Annotated in this window: 18 protein-coding genes; all 18 read right to left on the reverse strand. The window is 73.8% G+C overall.

Features of this window, described 5'->3' with window-relative positions:
* Window positions 1-100 precede the first annotated feature (100 nt).
* Entirely contained in the window at window positions 101-1,480 is a 1,380-nt protein-coding gene (locus ACFV1L_RS00645; protein WP_380361618.1) for an aldehyde dehydrogenase family protein, read from the reverse strand.
* Between the two features lie 175 nt (window positions 1,481-1,655).
* Entirely contained in the window at window positions 1,656-2,663 is a 1,008-nt protein-coding gene (locus ACFV1L_RS00650) for a proline racemase family protein (RefSeq protein WP_380361620.1), read from the reverse strand.
* A 162-nt stretch (window positions 2,664-2,825) separates the two neighbouring features.
* On the reverse strand, window positions 2,826-3,764 hold the full coding sequence (locus ACFV1L_RS00655) for a dihydrodipicolinate synthase family protein (protein WP_380361622.1): 939 nt from the start codon (window positions 3,762-3,764) through the stop codon (window positions 2,826-2,828).
* 90 nt (window positions 3,765-3,854) lie between these two features.
* Window positions 3,855-5,270, reverse strand: coding sequence for an NAD(P)/FAD-dependent oxidoreductase (locus ACFV1L_RS00660; protein WP_380361624.1), 1,416 nt, complete (start codon window positions 5,268-5,270; stop codon window positions 3,855-3,857).
* A complete protein-coding gene (locus ACFV1L_RS00665) occupies window positions 5,251-5,559 on the reverse strand; it encodes a (2Fe-2S)-binding protein (RefSeq protein ID WP_380361625.1) in 309 nt (102 codons plus the stop codon). The genes ACFV1L_RS00660 and ACFV1L_RS00665 overlap by 20 nt, the downstream gene beginning before the upstream one ends.
* A 2-nt stretch (window positions 5,560-5,561) precedes the next feature.
* A complete protein-coding gene (locus tag ACFV1L_RS00670) occupies window positions 5,562-6,710 on the reverse strand; it encodes an NAD(P)/FAD-dependent oxidoreductase (RefSeq protein ID WP_380361627.1) in 1,149 nt (382 codons plus the stop codon).
* Between the two features lie 118 nt (window positions 6,711-6,828).
* The gene (gene tatC / locus ACFV1L_RS00675) at window positions 6,829-7,704 is read right to left on the reverse strand and encodes a twin-arginine translocase subunit TatC (RefSeq protein ID WP_380361837.1); all 876 of its coding nucleotides are present in this window, start codon (window positions 7,702-7,704) and stop codon (window positions 6,829-6,831) included.
* Window positions 7,705-7,801: 97 nt separating this feature from the next.
* A complete protein-coding gene (locus ACFV1L_RS00680) occupies window positions 7,802-8,050 on the reverse strand; it encodes a twin-arginine translocase TatA/TatE family subunit (protein ID WP_380361629.1) in 249 nt (82 codons plus the stop codon).
* A gap of 204 nt (window positions 8,051-8,254) precedes the next feature.
* On the reverse strand, window positions 8,255-8,410 hold the full coding sequence (locus ACFV1L_RS00685) for a hypothetical protein (protein ID WP_380361630.1): 156 nt from the start codon (window positions 8,408-8,410) through the stop codon (window positions 8,255-8,257).
* A 13-nt stretch (window positions 8,411-8,423) separates the two neighbouring features.
* The gene (locus tag ACFV1L_RS00690; protein ID WP_051653673.1) at window positions 8,424-8,654 is read right to left on the reverse strand and encodes a hypothetical protein; all 231 of its coding nucleotides are present in this window, start codon (window positions 8,652-8,654) and stop codon (window positions 8,424-8,426) included.
* Window positions 8,655-8,659: 5 nt separating this feature from the next.
* Entirely contained in the window at window positions 8,660-9,586 is a 927-nt protein-coding gene (locus ACFV1L_RS00695) for a helix-turn-helix transcriptional regulator (protein ID WP_380361839.1), read from the reverse strand.
* 26 nt (window positions 9,587-9,612) lie between these two features.
* Window positions 9,613-10,590: a helix-turn-helix transcriptional regulator gene (locus ACFV1L_RS00700; protein ID WP_380361632.1), complete on the reverse strand. Its 978-nt coding sequence runs from the start codon at window positions 10,588-10,590 to the stop codon at window positions 9,613-9,615.
* A 117-nt stretch (window positions 10,591-10,707) separates the two neighbouring features.
* Window positions 10,708-11,079: an FKBP-type peptidyl-prolyl cis-trans isomerase gene (locus ACFV1L_RS00705; protein ID WP_380361634.1), complete on the reverse strand. Its 372-nt coding sequence runs from the start codon at window positions 11,077-11,079 to the stop codon at window positions 10,708-10,710.
* A gap of 59 nt (window positions 11,080-11,138) precedes the next feature.
* Window positions 11,139-12,413, reverse strand: coding sequence for an FKBP-type peptidyl-prolyl cis-trans isomerase (locus ACFV1L_RS00710; RefSeq protein WP_380361635.1), 1,275 nt, complete (start codon window positions 12,411-12,413; stop codon window positions 11,139-11,141).
* 113 nt (window positions 12,414-12,526) lie between these two features.
* Window positions 12,527-13,513 carry an FKBP-type peptidyl-prolyl cis-trans isomerase gene (locus tag ACFV1L_RS00715; RefSeq protein ID WP_380361637.1) on the reverse strand — a complete coding sequence of 329 codons (987 nt, stop codon included), beginning with the start codon at window positions 13,511-13,513 and terminating at the stop codon, window positions 12,527-12,529.
* A gap of 78 nt (window positions 13,514-13,591) precedes the next feature.
* Window positions 13,592-14,953, reverse strand: coding sequence for a Pup--protein ligase (gene pafA / locus ACFV1L_RS00720; RefSeq protein ID WP_380361639.1), 1,362 nt, complete (start codon window positions 14,951-14,953; stop codon window positions 13,592-13,594).
* 98 nt (window positions 14,954-15,051) lie between these two features.
* The gene (prcA, locus tag ACFV1L_RS00725) at window positions 15,052-15,801 is read right to left on the reverse strand and encodes a proteasome subunit alpha (RefSeq protein WP_380361640.1); all 750 of its coding nucleotides are present in this window, start codon (window positions 15,799-15,801) and stop codon (window positions 15,052-15,054) included.
* Window positions 15,802-15,833: 32 nt separating this feature from the next.
* Entirely contained in the window at window positions 15,834-16,679 is an 846-nt protein-coding gene (prcB, locus tag ACFV1L_RS00730) for a proteasome subunit beta (protein WP_380361642.1), read from the reverse strand.
* Window positions 16,680-16,803 lie beyond the last annotated feature (124 nt).

A 16,803-nucleotide genomic window follows, 5' to 3' on the forward strand; every position in this document is an offset into this window, starting at 1 on the left:
CCCGCCGCACCGCCGCCCCCGGCCCCGGACCTCGCCGCGCCACGACACCGCGCGCCGCACCGCGGTGCCGCGGCGCGGCCGGGTGTCGTGGCGCGGGTCGTCAGTTCCCGCCCGCCGGCAGCAGGCTGACGGTGCGGGAGGCGGTGTAGAAGTCCGCCGCGGCCGTGCCCTGTTCGCGGGCGCCGTAGGACGCGGCCTTCGCGCCGCCGAACGGAAGGTGGAAGTCGACGCCGCTGGAGGGGGCGTTGATCCGGATCATGCCGGCGTCGAGCCGGTCCGCGGCGGCCAGGGCGGTGTCCAGGCTGCGCGAGTGGACGGAGGTGGCGAGGGTGTGCCGGGTCCCGTTGGCCAGGGCGATCGCCTCGTCGAGGTCGGCGGCGGGCAGCAGCACCGCGACGGGGCCGAAGAACTCCTCGTTCGCCAGCGGGTGTTCGGCGGGGACGTCGGCCAGCAGGGTCGGCTCCAGGTACCAGCCGGCCCGGTCCGCGCGGACGCCGCCGGCGAGCACCGTCGCCCCGGCCGCCTTCGCGCTGTCGATCGCGGTGAGCAGCCGCTCCAGCGCCTGGCGGTTGATCACCGGCCCGCACGCGGTGGACGCCGCCGCCGGGTCCGCGGCCGGGAGCTGCGCGAGCGCCTTGGCGAGCGCCTCCGCCAGCGGCCCGTACGCGTCGCCGACGGCGATCACCCGGCTGGTGGCGGTGCACTTCTGGCCCGCGTAGCCGGCGATCGCCGAGGCGAGGTGCGCGGCGGCCTGCGCGAAGTCGGCGTCCGGCAGGACCAGGGCGGCGTTCAACCCGCCCATCTCGGCCTGCACCGGGACGCCCCGCCCGGCGGCCGTCGCGACGACCTGGCGGCCGACGGCGGTCGAGCCGGTGAACGAGACGACGTCGGCGCCGGCGACCAGCGCCGCGCCCTCCTCGCCTCCGCCGGGCACCACCGTCAGCACGCCGTCCGGCAGGCCGGCCAGCTCGGCGAGGCGCAGCGCGCAGGCCGTCGCCTCCGGGGCGGGCTTCAGCACGACGGTGTTGCCGACGGCCAGCGCGGGCGCGGCCTTCCAGGTCGGGATGGCCAGCGGGAAGTTCCACGGCGTCACCAGTCCGGCCACGCCGTACGGCCGACGGCGGGTCAGCAGCAGGCCGGACCCGGCGGCGGGCTCGTGGACCTCGCCGGCGGCGGCGAACGGGGCCTGCGCGTAGTAGCGCCAGATCGCCACCGTCCGGGCGACCTCGCCGCGGGCCTCGGCGACCGGCTTGCCGACCTCGCGGACCGTCAGCGCGACCAGTTCCTCGGTGGCCGCCTCCACGGCCGCCGCGGCGCGGCCGAGCGCCGCCGACCGTCCCGCCGCCCCGAGCGCCCACCACTCCCGCTGGGCGGCCCGCGCCCGCCCGATCGCCTCCTCGACTCCGGCCGCCCCCACGGCAGGTGCGGAGACGACCAGGTCGCCGGGGTCGGCGGGGTTGTACGAGTCGACAGTGGTCACGATCGAAACACCTTTCGTTGCAAGGGAATTCGGGGCCGGGTGGGCCGGATCGGGGCACGGACCGCGGGCGGCGCGCCCGGTTCCGCCGAACCGGGCGTGGCGCGCCCGGCGGCCCGCGCCCCGGTCGCGCCCACCCGTTCCTCCCGCACCGCGCGCGGGGGTGGGAAGACAGGCCCTAGAGCAGGAAGCCGGCCGGGAACGGGTCGGTCGGGTCCAGGAAGTACTGCGCGGTGCCCGTCACCCAGGCGCGGCCGGTGACGGTCGGCACCACGGCGGGCCGGCCGGCCACCGTGGTCTCCTCGACCAGGCGGCCGATGAAGGTGGTGCCGAGGAAGGAGTCGTTGCGGAAGTCCGCCCCGAGCGCCAGCTCGCCCCGGGCGTGCAGCTGCGCCATCCGCGCCGAGGTGCCGGTGCCGCACGGCGAGCGGTCGAACCAGCCGGGGTGGATGGCCATCGCGTGCCGGGAGTGCACGGCGTCCGAGCCGGGGGCGAGCAGCTGGACGTGGTGGCAGCCGTGGATGGTCGGGTCCTCGGGGTGCACGGGCCGGTGCTCGTCGGAGGCGTTGATCGCGTCCATCATGGCCAGCCCGGCCGCAAGGATGTCGTCCTTGCGCTCGCGCTCGAACGGCAGGCCGAACTGTTCGAGCGGCAGGATCGCGTAGAAGTTGCCGCCGTACGCCAGGTCGTAGGTCACCGTCCCGTACCCGGGCACGTCGAGCTTGCGGTCGAGCGCCACCGAGTAGGACGCGACGTTGCGGATGGTGACGCCGACGGCCGCGCCGTCGCGGACCCGGACGTCGGCGACGACCAGGCCGGCGGGGGTGTCGAGGCGGACGGTGGTGACGGGCTCGACCACCGGGACCATGCCGGTCTCGACCAGCACGGTGGCGACGCCGATGGTGCCGTGGCCGCACATCGGCAGCAGGCCGGAGACCTCGATGTAGAGCACGCCGAAGTCGGCGTCCGGCCGGGTCGGCGGCTGCAGGATCGCGCCGCTCATCGCGGCGTGGCCGCGCGGCTCGTACATCAGCAGGGTCCGGAAGTGGTCCAGGTGCTGCTGGAAGTGGGCGCGCCGCTCGGCCATGGTGGCGCCGGGCACGGTGCCGAAGCCGCCGGTGATCACCCGGGTGGGCATGCCCTCGGTGTGCGAGTCGACGGCGTGGAAGACGTGACGGGTCCGCATCGCGGTGTTCCCTCCTGGCTGCTGGTGGTCCGGTCGGCCCGGCGGCCCGTGACCCGGCCGGCCCGGCGGCCGGTGGTCCGGCCCGGCGGCCGGTGGTCCGGCCCGGACCGGGCTCCCCCGAGGTCGCCGGTCCGGGCCGGGGCGGGTGGGCCGCCGCGGGCGTTACTTGTGGCCCTCGGCGAGCGCCTTCTCGGTGGCGGCGCGCACGGCGCTCTCGATCTCGGGGCGCAGCGGCAGCCGCGGGGCGCGGGTGGGTCCGCCGGTGCGGCCGGCCAGGTCCATGGAGAGCTTGATGGCCTGGACGAACTCGGTCTTGGAGTCCCAGCGCAGCAGCGGGTGCAGCGACTTGTAGAGCGGCAGCGCGGTCTCCAGGTCGCCGGCGACGGCGGCGTGGTACAGCTCGGCGCTGGTGGCGGGCAGGGCGTTGGGGTAGCCGGCGATCCAGCCGACCGCGCCGGCGAGGGCGAGTTCCAGCAGGACGTCGTCGGCGCCGATCAGCAGGTCCAGGCCGGGGGCGAGTTCGGCGATCTCGTAGGCGCGGCGGACGTCGCCGGAGAACTCCTTGACGGCGACGATGTGGCCGGCCGCGTGCAGGTCGGCGAGCAGCGCGGGGACGAGGTCGACCTTGGTGTCGATCGGGTTGTTGTAGGCGACGATCGGCAGGCCGGCCCGGGCGACCTCGGCGTAGTGGGCGCGGACGGCGTCGTGGTCGGCGCGGTAGGCGTTCGGCGGGAGCAGCAGCACGGAGCCGGCCCCGGCCTCGGCGGCCTGCTCGGCCCAGCGGCGGGACTCGGCGCTGCCGTAGGCGGCGACGCCGGGCATCACGCGGGCGCCGTCGCCGGCGGCCTCGACGGCGGTGGTGACGACCCTGGCGCGCTCCTCGGCGGTGAGGGTCTGGTACTCGCCGAGCGAGCCGTTGGGGACGACGCCGTCGCAGCCGTTGTCGATCAGCCAGCGGACGTGCTCGGCGTAGGCGTCGTAGTCCACGGTGCCGTCCTCGTGGAACGGCAGCGTGGTGGCAACCATGATGCCCCGCCAGGGGCGGGCGGGGTCGTGGGCGGTGCGAGTCACGGGGGTCTCCCTCGATATGATGTGTGACATTTTATAGGTGGTCGAGTGGGGCGCACAAGGGGCCCCGCCGGGCAGCCGGGTCCGCCCGGCGGCCCGGACACCCGGCGGCCCGGACGGGCGCTACTGCGCCGCCGGCTCGTCCGGCGGTGCGGGTTGCGCGAGCTGCGCCAGCGGGACGGGGCAGGACAGCGGCCGGCTGTCGGGCCGGCCGAGCGGCCCGCCCGACAGGCAGGCCACGGCGGGCCCGCACATCCGGCCCTGGCACCAGCCCATGCCGGCCCGGGTGAGCAGCTTGACGGTCCGGGCGTCGGCCGCACCCAGTTCGGTGACGGCCTCCCGGACGGCCCGCGCCGGGACCTCCTCGCACCGGCAGACGTCGGTGTCGTCGGTGACCCAGCCCGTCCAGTCCGGCCCGGGCGCGTGCGCGGCGGCCATCAGTGCGGCGAACGCCCGCCGCCGACGACGGATCGTCAGCTCGCGGGCGGGAGCGGGCCTTCCGGCGACCGAGTGGGCGGCCAGCACGCCTTCGGCGAGCGCCAGGTCGGCGCCGCCGACCCCGCAGGTCTCCCCCGCCGCCCACAGCCCGGGCACGCTGGTGCGCTGCTGGGCGTCCACCCGCAGCGCGGCGGTGCCGTCGGCGGTGGTGACGGTGGCGGCGCCGAGCTCGACGGCCAGGTCGATCTGCGGGACGAGCCCGTGGCCGACCGCGAGCGCGTCGCAGGCGATCCGCCGCCCGGTGCCGGGCACCGGCTTCCAGCGGGCGTCCAGCCGGGCCACCGTGACGGCGGTGACCCGGTCGGTGCCGTGCGCCTCGACGACGGCGGCGGTGCGGCGCAGCCGGACGCCGTGCCGGAGCAGCCGGGCCGCGTGCTCGGCGCCCTCGGCGAGCTTGGCGGGGTTGCCCGCCAGCACGGGCAGGCCGCGCCCGTAGCCGAGGTAGCCCGTCGCCTCCACGATCGCCGGGACCCGCGCCCCGGCCGCGGCCAGCGAGGACGCGACGGCCAGCAGCAGCGGACCGCTGCCCGCGACCACGATCCGCCGGCCCGGCAGCACCAGCCCGGACTTCAGCATCGCCTGCGCCCCGCCGGCCGTCACCACCCCGGGCAGCGTCCAGCCGGGGAACGGCAGTTGGCGTTCGTACGCGCCGGTCGCCAGCAGCAGGCTGCGGGCCGTGACGGTGGCGCGCTCGGCGCTCTCCGGCCCGCGGGTGGCGTGCAGCGTCCAGTCCTCGCCGCGTTCGGCGGCCCACACGTGGTGGCCGGGCAGGTGGTCGACCAGCGGGGCGGACGCCAGGCGCTCGCGCAGCCGGTCGAAGGTCCGCCAGCCGTGGTGCAGTTTCTCCGGCCGGGCAGCGCCGAGTTCGGGCGCGGGGTGCCGGTAGTACTGGCCGCCGAGCCGGGCGCCCGCGTCGAGCAGCGCGACCCGCAGGCCGAGGGCCGCGGCGGCGTCGGCGGCGGCCAGCCCGGCGGGGCCCGCGCCGATCACCGCGAGGTCGTACCGGGGCCGTCGGTCGGCCTCAGACCGCGAGGTCGCCATGACCGTGTCCTTCCTGGGTGGTGACGGCGTCGCCGTGCTCGGCGGGCAGCAGGCACAGCCGCTGGTTGGGGCGGCCGTTGACGGTGGCCAGGCAGTCGTAGCACTGGCCGATGCCGCAGAACGCGCCGCGCGGCCGGCCGCCCACCCGGGTGGTGCGCCAGGCCAGCACGCCGTCGGCCCACAGCGCGGCCGCCAGGGTCTGCCCGGGCAGCGCGGGGACCGGCCGCCCGTCGAACAGGATGGTCCGGGCCGGCCCCGGCTCGGCGCCCACCAGATCGAGCGGATCCACGCTCACTCCTCCTCGTCGAACCGCTCGGGGCGGAACGGGCTCAGGTCGAACTCGGGCTTCTCCTCGACGAGTTGACGGCTGATCAGCAGTCCGGTGGCGGGGGCGAGCCCGATGCCCGCGCCTTCGTGGCCGCACGCCTGGTACAGGCCGGGCACCCGGGCGTCCCGGCCGATCGCCGGGAGGTGGTCGGGCAGGTAGGGCCGGAAGCCCCGGTAGGCGCGCTGCACGGCGACGGTGCGGAGCACCGGGAACAGCGCCGCGGCCTGCCCGGCCAGCCGGCGCAGCACCTCGGGGCTCAGCGTCCGGTCGAAGCCGACGCGCTCCCGGCTGGCGCCGATCAGCACCGGCCCGGCGGGCGTGCCCTCGACGACGGCGGAGGACTGCAGGTCGGCCGAGCCGGAGGCGACGTCGGCGACGTAGTCGGCGGCGTACACCTTGCGGCGGACGATCCGCGGCAGCGGCTCGGTGACCAGCACGAAGCCCCGCCGGGGCAGCACCGGGAGCCGGACGCCGGCGAGTTCGGCGACCGCGCCGCCCCACGTCCCGGCGGCGTTGACGACCGCGGGCGCGGCCAGTTCGCGGCGCTCGGTGACGACGCCGGCGATCGCGCCGTCGGGGCCGCGGCGCAGCGCGGTGACGGCCTCGCCGAGGTAGCGGTCGGCGCCGGAGGCGCGCAGCAGGTGGGCGGCCGCGAGGGCGGGCTGGACCTGGGCGTCCTGGGGGTAGAGCACGCCGCCGGGCAGGTCCTCGGCGAGGTGCGGCTCCAGCCCGCGCAGCTCGTCGGCGGCGACCGGGACGGCGTCCACGCCGGCGGTCCGCTGGCCGGCGGCGAAGCCGTGCAGGGCGTCGAGGCCGGCGGGGGCGGTGGCGACCACCAGGCCGCCCTTGGGCTCGTACTCGACGCGGTCGCCGAAGTCCTCGGCGAGTTCGCGCCAGAGCGCGGTGGAGAGCAGGGCGAGGTCGAGTTCGGGGCCGGGTTCCTTGTCGGAGACCAGCAGGTTGCCCTCGCCGGCGCCGGTGGTTCCGCCGGCCACCGGCCCGCGGTCGACCACGGCGACCCGGAGTCCGGCCTTCGCCGCGTAGTACGCGCAGGCGGCGCCGACCACGCCGGCCCCGACCACCACCGCGTCGTAGGAGGTTCGCTTCAACACGCCAGTAATATGTCACATGTCCAGAAGTACCGACAAGCCCCCTTGCGGCCGGTCCCGGAAACGCCGAACGGCCCCGGACCGTCGGGTCCGGGGCCGTTCACGCGCGGTCGCCCGCAGGTCAGGTGATGTCGTCGATCTGGTCCCGGCGTCCGGCCTGCACCGGCTCGACGGCGCCGACCGCCTCCGCGTCCTCGACGGCGTCCACCGTCAGGTCGACCTCGGAGGCCTCCTCGTCGTCCAGCAGCGCGTCCGGGTTGCGGGCCAGCTTGCGCTTGTCGTTCAGCAGCGAGACGCCCACCGCCAGGAAGTACAGGGCCCAGATCGGCGCGGCCAGCGCCAGCATCGACAGCGGGTCAGCGGACGGCGTGGCGAACGCCGCGAACACGGTGATGCCCATCACGAAGCCGCGCCACCAGCCGAGCAGCCGCTTGCCGGAGAGCACCCCGACCAGGTTCAGCATCACCAGGAACAGCGGCAGTTCGAAGCCCGCACCGAACACCAGCACCATGCGGGTGATCAGGTCCAGGTAGTCCTCGACCGGCACGATCGAGGTGACGCCGTCCGCGATGAAGCTGATCAGCATCTGCGCGGTGACCGGCATGACCACGTACGCGAGCACCGCGCCCGCCAGGAACAGCGGGGTGCCGATGGTCAGGAACGCCACCGAGTAGCGCTTCTCGTGCTGGTGCAGGCCCGGCGCGACGAACCGCCACAACTGGTACAGCCAGACCGGGGTGGCGGCGACCACGCCGGCGGTGAGGCTGACCTTCAGCATGACCGTGAACGGCGTGGTCAGACCGATGTTGGAGATCTCCGCGCAGTGGTCCATACCGGACGGCGGCTTCCCGTCCGGGCCGCAGGCGGGCAGCGGGGCGATCAGGAAGTCCAGCAGCCGCTTGTGGTAGAACGCGGCGACGATCGTGAACACGATGATCGCCAGCAGCGACTTGACCAGCCGGTTGCGCAGTTCGCGCAGATGGTCGGCCAGCGCCATCCGCCCCTCAGGGTCCTTGGGCGCTTTGGTCGTCTTGCTCAACCCGGTCCTCGAATCGTGCGCTCGTCGGTGGTCGGAGTGGTGCGGGCGGTGCCGTTCAGGCGGCCCGGTCGGTGCGGGAGGCGCCCGGGGCGGGCTTGACCACCCGCTCCGGCTCGGCGGCCGGCGGCGCGGCGGGCACCTGGGCGCCGGCCGCGAACTCGCCGCGCAGCGCCTTGCCCTCGGCCTTGAGGATCCGCAGCGAGCGTCCGAGCGCCCGAGCGGCGTCGGGCAGGCGCTTGCCGCCGAACAGCAGCACGGCGAACACCACGACCAGCAGCAGCGCGGCAGGTGACAGGATCCGCATCGGAGCACCGCCTTCCTCGTCCGGGAGGCAGGGCTCCCCCTCTGCGGGCGATGGTAGTCGCTCGGGGTGTCGCGGCGGGAACCCGGTCCCCAACGATCGGCGACCGGGCCCGGTCCGCCGCGACGACGCCCGCCCGGTCCCGGTGCCCGGCCCTTCCCGGCGCCCGCCGCTTCACGGTGCCCGGCCCGTCGGGGCGCTCGGCGCTCAGCCCTTCTCGGCGGCCCGTCGGAGCGCGGCGACCGCCCCGTCCACCTCGCGGGTCAGCGCCCGCGCGTCCAGCCAGAGCCGGGCGGCGAGCACGCCGAGCACCAGCAGGCCCGCGGTGGACAGCAGGACCGCGCCGACCAGGGTCCAGTTCATCTGCGGGACCTTCCTATCCGTCCACCGGCAGCAGCCGCATGGTGTGCACGCCGGCCGCGGTGAGCGCGGCGACGATCTTCTCCCCGGCGATCTTGCGGACGGACGCTCCGCAGGCCGGGCAGGTGAAGCTGTAGAAGGTGCGTTCCCGGCTGGCGCCGAGCGCCAGCCGGAACTCGGGCGCCGGGAGCTCGACCTTCTCCCGGCACTGCGAGCAGTACACCTTGAATCTGGTGCCCTCGGTCACGTGGTTCAGACCTGTCCGTCCCGGTAGTGCTCCAGTGCCGCCAGCGCGGCGGTGCGGGCCTGCTCGGCGAGCTGCGGCGGGGCGGTGATCCGGCCGTCCCGGCCGAGCCGCAGGGCGAGCGTGCGCAGCCCGGACGGCTCGGCGGAGCGCAGGGTGATCCGCAGGCCGCCGTCGGGGAGCTCCTCGGCGCTGTCGTGGGTGTAGTACTCGGCGACCCAGCGGCCGCCGGGGCCGACCTCGACGACCACCTGCGGGTCGTCGGCGTCCGGCGCGACCAGGCCCGCGGACAGGTCGCGGGGCTGCAGGCGGGGCGGGTTGGCGGGCTCGTCGAGGACCTTGATCTCGGCGATCCGGTCGAGCCGGAAGGTGCGCCGGTCCTCGGAGGTGCGGCACCAGCCTTCCAGGTAGGTGTGCCCCTCGGTGACCAGGCGGATCGGGTCGACCTCGCGCTCGGTGAGCTCGCCGCGGCCGTGCGACCAGTAGCGCAGCCAGATCAGCCGGCCCTCGCTGAGCGCCCGGTCGATGTCGGCGAAGACGGTGCCCTCGGCCTCGAAGGTGACGCCGATCCGGGCGGCGGACTCGGCGCTCTCGCCGGCCGCGTCCTCGATCTTGGCGACGGCCCGGGTGAGCGCCTGCCGGTCGCGTTCGCGCAGGCCGGGCAGGCCGGCCACGGCGCGGGCGGCGACCAGCAGCGCGGTGGCCTCGTCCGCGGCCAGCCGCAGCGGCTGGGCGACGTCGTCGACGTTGTGCCACCAGATCCGCTCGCCGTCGGTGTCGATGTCGAGCAGGTCGCCGCCGCGGAAGGACGTGCCGCACATCGGCAGCACGTTCAGGTCGCCGATCAGTTCGCGCTCGGTGATCCCGAACGCCCGGGCCACCTCGGCGACCTCGGCGCCGGGGCGCTCGCGCAGGTAGGTGACCAGCGACAGCATCCGCCGCGTCTGGTCGATGGCGTTGCTCACGACTGAACCTCCGCGAGACCGGCGACGGCGCGCAGCCGGTCGATGACGTCGGCCCGCAGGTCCTCGGGGCCGATCACGATGACGTCGGGTCCGTACTCGGCGAGGTCGGCGCCCAGGCCGTTGCCGTACGGGATGTGCAGCTCGTCCCAGTCGGCGTCCACCGGCCGGGCGTCGTCCAGGGCGCGCTGGCGCAGCGGGTAGGCGGCGCCGCGGCGGATCCGGACCACGGCGGTGGCGGTCGCGCCCTCGCCGGCGAACCGGGCGACCACGGCGCGCACGTCGACGTGCTCGGGGACGTCGCCGGTGAACGCGCCGGCCCGGGAGCGGACCTTGCCGGTGATCCGGGACAGCCGGAACACCCGGGCGGAGCCCCGGTCGCGGTCCCATCCGGCCAGGTACCAGTGGCCGCGCCAGCACTCCAGCGCCCACGGCTCGACCGAGCGCGGCTCGGCGGTGGCGGCGCCGGCCTTGCGGTACTCGAAGGTGACCGGCCGCCGGTCGCGGGCGGCGACCAGCAGCGGTTCGAACGCGGCCTCCCGGCCGGGGATCCGCGGCTCCAGTGCGCCGTGCTCGCGCTCCTCGGCGAACGGGACGCCGGCGGCGCGCAGCTTCTGCAGGGCTCCGCTGGCCGCGCCGGACATCTTGGCCTGCTGCCAGACCCGGGCGGCGAGGGCGAGCGCGGCGGCCTCCTCGGCGTCCAGGGCGATCTCGGGGAGGCGGTTGCGGTCGCGGCGGGCCAGGTAGCCCACTTCGCCGTCGAGCGCGTTCTCGTCCACGTCGATGATCAGGCCGAGTTCGCGCAGGTCGTCCTTGTCGCGCTCGAACATCCGGTTGAAGGCGTCCTCGGAGCCCTGTTGCCAGGCCTCCCGGTACGCCTCGACGGATTCGCGCAGCTCTTTCTTGGAGAGCGGACGCCGGGTGTTCATCAGGCACAGGGCGAGGTTCATCAGCCGCTCTGCCTTGGCGATCGCCATCGCTGACCTTTCCTCCGATCGGGGGGTGACCCGCCGACCGTACCGGTACGGACACGCTCCGCGAAAGCCGAACCCCCGGCTCCTGGCGGAACCGGGGGTTCGGTGGTGCGTCCGAGGTCAGACGCCCAGCAGGTCCACCACGAAGATCAGGGTGGAGCCGGCCGGGATCAGCGGGCTCGGGGACTGGTTCCCGTACGCCAGGTGCGGCGGGATGATCAGCTCGCGGCGGCCGCCGACGCGCATGCCCTCGACGCCCTGGTCCCAGCCCTTGATGACCCGGCCCTTGCCCAGCGGGAACTTGAAGGTCTGGCCGCGGTTCCAGGACGCGTCGAACTCCTCGCCGGAGGCGAAGGTGACACCGACGTAGTGGACCTCGACGTTGGCACCGGCCTTGGCCTCGGCGCCCTCGCCGACCACGATGTCGCGGATCTGGAGCTCGGTCGGGGCGTCGCCGCCCGGGAAGTCGATCTCCGGCTTGGTCAGGCTCACTGTTGCTCTTCTCGTTCGGTTGCGTGAACGGGGTTCATCCTAGGCGAGCGGCGGGCGGGTCAGTCCTCGCCGCCGACGCCGGCGTCCAGGATGTCGATGACGAACACCAGGGTGGAGTTGGCCGGGATCGAGCCGGAGGCCTGGTCCTTGTACGCCAGCGAGGCGGGGATGACCAGTTCGATGCGGCTGCCGATGTTCTGGCCGACGACGCCCTTGTCCCAGCCCTCGATGACGCTGCCGGCACCGGTGGCGAAGGTGAACGCCTGGCCGCGGTCGAGCGAGGAGTCGAACTTCTTGCCGTCCTTGTACAGCGCGCCGGTGTACTGGACGACGACCTTCTCGCCGCTCTCGACCTTGCGGCCCTTGCCCTGGATCAGGACGTGCGACTTCAGCTCGGTCGGGTCGGCGGCGCCGGGGACCGGGGTGATGTCGAACGGCTTCTTGCCGTTGTCCTTGACCTGCGGCATGCCGGCCGGCGGCGGGGTCATCTCGCCGCTGAGCACCGCGTCGGGCGCGGTGGCCTGCCGGATGTCGAGCACGAAGACCAGGCTGTCGGTCGCGCCGACGCCGAGCTGGGTGTTGCCCTGGGAGCCGAACGCGGCGCCGGGCGGGGCGACCACCAGCAGGCGGCTGCCGGCCTTGTGGCCGGTGACGGCCTTGTCGAGGGCGGGGATCAGCTTGCCGGCGTCGGCCTGGTACAGCTGCGGCTTGCTGTTCTGCTCGCCGTACGACCCGGGGATCTCCTTGCCGGTGTTCCAGTCCATCGCCGTGTAGTCGACGGACACCCAGTTGCCCTTCTCGACCTTCGGGCCGGTGCCGGCGGACAGCTCCTTGACGACGAAGGTGCCGTCGGGCTTGTCCTGCGGGACGGTGATGGTCGCCTTGGAGCCGAAGTCGCCGGTGACGGTGGGCAGCGCCTTGGCGCTGTCCTTGATCGGCGGCACCGGCTCCTGGCTGGGCGTGTCGGTGGCGGCGGGCTTCGCCGCGTCGGACTTGGCGGCGGGCTTGCTGTCGTCCTTGTTGACCACGTACATGGTGACCGCGGAGCCGATCAGCAGCACCGCGAGGACGGTGCCGAGGATCGCGCCGAGCCGGCCCGAGCTGCCCGGGTCCTCGTCGTACCCGGCCTCCGACAGGTCGACCTTGCGCTGCGTGGAGGCGAAGACCTGCGGTGCCTCGTCGCCCTTCTCGCCGGCCGGCCTCACCGAGTCGGACGGCGCGGCCCAGCCGGCCTGGGTCAGCATCTCGGCGGGGACGACGATCGACTCGCGCTCTCCCGGACGCTGCTGCCCGGTCGTGCCGGCCTCGTCCGGGCCAGACGTTTTCTCAGACATGACTCCCCATTCATCTCGCCCGACGACGCGTGAACCACTGGTGCGGGGCAGCAGTATGTCAGGTCGGAATGAGAGCGGGTCAGTCCGGTCCTGGCCCCGTTGCCAGGCGGCGGTCAGACAGCTTCCAGGATGTCGATCACGAACACCAGGGTGGAGTTGGCCGGGATCGATCCGCTGGCCTTGTCGCCGTAGCCCAGCGACGGCGGGACGACCAGCATCACCCGGCTGCCGACGCTCTTGCCGACCAGGCCCATGTCCCAGCCCTTGATCAGGCTGCCGGTGCCGACCTGCAGCGCCTGCGCCCCGCCGTGGCTCCAGGACGAGTCGAACTGCTTGCCGTCGGCCCAGGTCACGCCGGTGTACTGGACCACCAGGGTCTGACCGGACTTCACCTCCGGCCCGTCGCCCTTGATCAGCACGTACTGCTGGAGGTCGGTGGGCGGCTGCTCGCCGGAGGGGATCGTGATGGTCGGCGCGGCCTTGCCGTTGTCCTTCACCTGGGGGGCGTTCGCGGGCGGCGCGGTGACCTGCCCGGAGACGGTGGAGTCCTGCGGCACCGCCTGCACGATGTCCAGTACGAACACCACCGTGTCGTCCTTGCCGACGCCCAGCGCCGTCGACCCCTGGGTGCCGAACCCGGCGGACGGCGGGGCCACCACCAGCAGCCGGCTGCCGACCTTCTTGCCCTGCACGCTGACGTCGAACGCCGGCACCAGCTGCCCGCTGCCCGCCTGGTACAGCTGCGGCTTGCCGCCGGAGTCGTAGGAGCTGGTCAGGTCCTTGCCGCTGGTCCAGTCCTTGGCGGTGTAGTTGACGGTCACCCAGTCGTTCTTGTTGACCGTCGCGCCGGAGCCCTCGCTCTCGGTGCTCACCACGAACTGCCCGCTCGGCTTCTCGGCGGGCAGCGTGATCGTCGCCTTCGACCCGAAGTCGCCGCTGACCGTCGGCATCGGCGAGGCGGAGGCCACCGGGCTCGGCACCTCCACCGGCGAGGCGGTCGCCGAGGGCGTCGCCCCGGCGGACTTGCCGGAGTCGCTGCCGCACGCGGTCAGCAGCACGGCGGCGAGGGGGACGGAGAGCAGGCAGGCGATTCGACGCATGGGGTCAGCGTATGGCCCGATTCGTCCGGTCCGTCGGAGGCACTCGGGCGTGCCCCCGACGGACCGTCGACGACCCGGTCACATGCCGGCGATCAGCTTCTCCACCCGCTCGTCGACCGAGCGGAACGGGTCCTTGCACAGCACGGTGCGCTGCGCCTGGTCGTTCAGCTTCAGGTGCACCCAGTCGACGGTGAAGTCGCGGCGCTGCTCCTGGGCGCGCCGGATGAAGTCGCCGCGCAGCCGGGCCCGGGTGGTCTGCGGGGGCACCGACTTGCCCTGGAAGGTCAGCAGGTCGGTGGTGACGCGCTCCGCCTGGCCGTTCTTCTGCAGCAGGTAGAACAGGCCGCGGCGGCGGTGGATGTCGTGGTAGGCGAGGTCGATCTGCGCGACCCGCGGGTTGGACATGGTCATCTGGTGCTTGGCCCGGTACTTCTCGATCAGCTGGTACTTCATGATCCAGTCGATCTCGGTGCCGACCTTGCCGAGGTCCTCGGTGCGCACCGCCTCCAGGGTGCGGCCCCACAGGTCGAGGACCCGGGCCACGGTGCCCTCGTTGAGGCCCTTGCGGTCGGCGAACTCCAGCGCCTTGGTGTAGTACTCCTCCTGGATCTCCAGGGCGCTGGCCTCCCGGCCGTTGGCCAGCCGGACCTGGTGGGTGCCGGTCAGGTCGTGGCTGACCTCGCGGATCGCCCGGATCGGGTTCTCCAGCGTCAGGTCGCGCATCACCACGCCGGCCTCGATCAGGCGCAGCACCAGGTCGGTGGCGCCGACCTTGAGCAGCGTGGTGGTCTCCGACATGTTGGAGTCGCCCACGATGACGTGCAGCCGCCGGTAGCGCTCGGCGTCGGCGTGCGGCTCGTCGCGGGTGTTGATGATCGGACGGGAGCGGGTGGTGGCGGAGCTGACGCCCTCCCAGATGTGCTCGGCGCGCTGGCTGACGCAGTAGACCGCGCCGCGCGGGGTCTGCAGCACCTTGCCGGCTCCGCAGATCAGCTGACGCGTCACCAGGAACGGGATCAGCACGTCCGCCAGCCGGGAGAACTCGCCGTGCCGGGCCACCAGGTAGTTCTCGTGGCAGCCGTAGGAGTTGCCGGCCGAGTCGGTGTTGTTCTTGAACAGGTAGACGTCGCCGGCGATGCCCTCCTCGTGCAGCCGCCGCTCGGCGTCCACCAGCAGGCCCTCGAGGATCCGCTCGCCGGACTTGTCGTGGGTGACCAGTTCGACCACGTCGTCGCACTCGGGGGTCGCGTACTCGGGGTGGGAGCCGACGTCGAGGTAGAGGCGGGCGCCGTTCTTCAGGAAGACGTTGCTGCTGCGGCCCCAGGAGACGACACGGCGGAAGAGGTAGCGGGCGACCTCGTCCGGCGACAGGCGGCGCTGCCCCCGGAACGTGCAGGTGACGCCGTACTCGTTCTCGAGCCCGAAAATTCGGCGGTCCATATGGCGACTCTTCTCTGTGGGAAGCTCCGTGAAACCCCTCGGTGCGGTGATGGGTCGTCAGGCGGCCCGCCCGGCAGGGGGCGGGCCGCCGGGGGCGGTCATTCGGTGTCGGCGGCGCCTTCGTCCTCGTCGCCGGCGGCGCTCTCGTCGCCGCTGAGCAGCCGGGACAGCTGGCTGCCCAGGATGCGCTTGAACTTGCGCTGCTGGGTCCGCTGCCGGTCGAGGACCGCGACCTCCAGCTGTTCGGGCGTCAGGGTGCGCGGGCTGCCGCCGTTGGGGTCGCGGGCCAGGCCGTCGACGGCGAGCTTGAGCGCCTCGGTGAGCGTCATGCCGGTGCGGTGGCGCTGGCCGAGGTAGTTGCCGATGGAGTCGGCGTTGCCGCCGACCACGACGGCGTTCTTCTCGTCCACCACCGAGCCGTCGGGGGTGAGCCGGTAGATCTGGTCGTCGTCGCCGGTGCGGCCGACCTCGGCGACGATCAGCTCGACCTCGTAGGGCTTCTCCCCGACCGAGGAGAAGATGGTGCCGAGGGTCTGGGCGTACACGTTGGCCAGGCCGCGGGCGGTGACGTCGGCCCGGTCGTAGGAGTAGCCGCGCAGGTCGGCGTAGCGCACGCCGCCGATCCGCAGGTTCTCGAACTCGTTGTAGCGGCCGACCGCGGCGAACGCGATCTTGTCGTAGATCTCGGAGACCTTGTGCAGGGCGCGCGAGGTGTTCTCCGCGACGAAGACGATGCCGTCGGCGTAGGTGAGCACGACCACGCTGCGTCCGCGGGCGATGCCCTTGCGGGCGTACTCCGCGCGGTCCGCCATGGCCTGCTGGGGCGAGACGTAGAACGGCGTGGACACCGCCGGTCTCCCTTCGGATGGTTGAGGCGGACTCAGAGAAGCGGGGCCTGCGGGCCGTTGGGGTGCTCGCGCCGCTGGTCGGTGATGGACACCGCGATCGCGGTGACCTCCTCCTCGCTGAGGCGGCGGAAGCCGTCCTCGGTGATCAGCGTGACGATCGGGAAGATCTTGCGGGCCAGGTCGGGGCCGCCGGTCGCCGAGTCGTCGTCGGCGGCGTCGTACAGCGCCTGGACGGTGAGGGTGGCGGCCTGCTCGGCGGTCATCCCCTCCCGGTAGAGCTTCTTCATCGCGCCGCGGGCGAACACCGAGCCGGAGCCGGTGGCGGCGAAGCCCGCCCGCTCCTCGGAGCGGCCGCCGGTGACGTCGTAGGTGAAGATCCGGCCGCGGCCGAGGTCGAGGTCGTAGCCGGCGAACACCGGGACCACGGCGAGGCCCTGCATCGCCATCGCCAGGTTGGACCGGATCATGGTGGTGAGCCGGTTGGCCTTGCCCTCGAAGGAGAGCACGGTGCCCTCGATCTTCTCGTAGTGCTCCAGCTCCAGCTGGAACAGGCGCACCATCTCGATGGCCAGGCCGGCGGTGCCGGCGATGCCGACCGCGCTGTACTCGTCGGCCGGGAAGACCTTCTCCATGTCGCGCTGGGCGATGACGTTGCCCATGGTGGCCCGGCGGTCGCCGGCCAGCACCACACCGCCGTCGAACACGGCGGACACGATCGTGGTGCCGTGCGGCGCCTCGACGGTCAGGCCCTCCGGGAGGGTCCGCCGGCCGGGGAGCAGGTGCGGTGCGTGGCTGTCGAGGAAGTCGATGAACGACGAGGAGCCGGGGGTGAGGAAGGCAGCCGGTAGACGCCCGGTGCCACTGAGGTTGGCTTCCACACGTGTCCTTCCAGATCGAAGATCCAAAGTTGGAGTTGTGCCCCGGACCCTACCCGCTCCGGGGCCCCGATCCACGTCCTTCGGCGACGGGCCCGTCCGGCGGCGACCGGCCGCGGAGAAGACG

This window comes from Kitasatospora sp. NPDC059646 (assembly GCF_042734615.1).
GTDB lineage: Bacteria > Actinomycetota > Actinomycetes > Streptomycetales > Streptomycetaceae > Kitasatospora.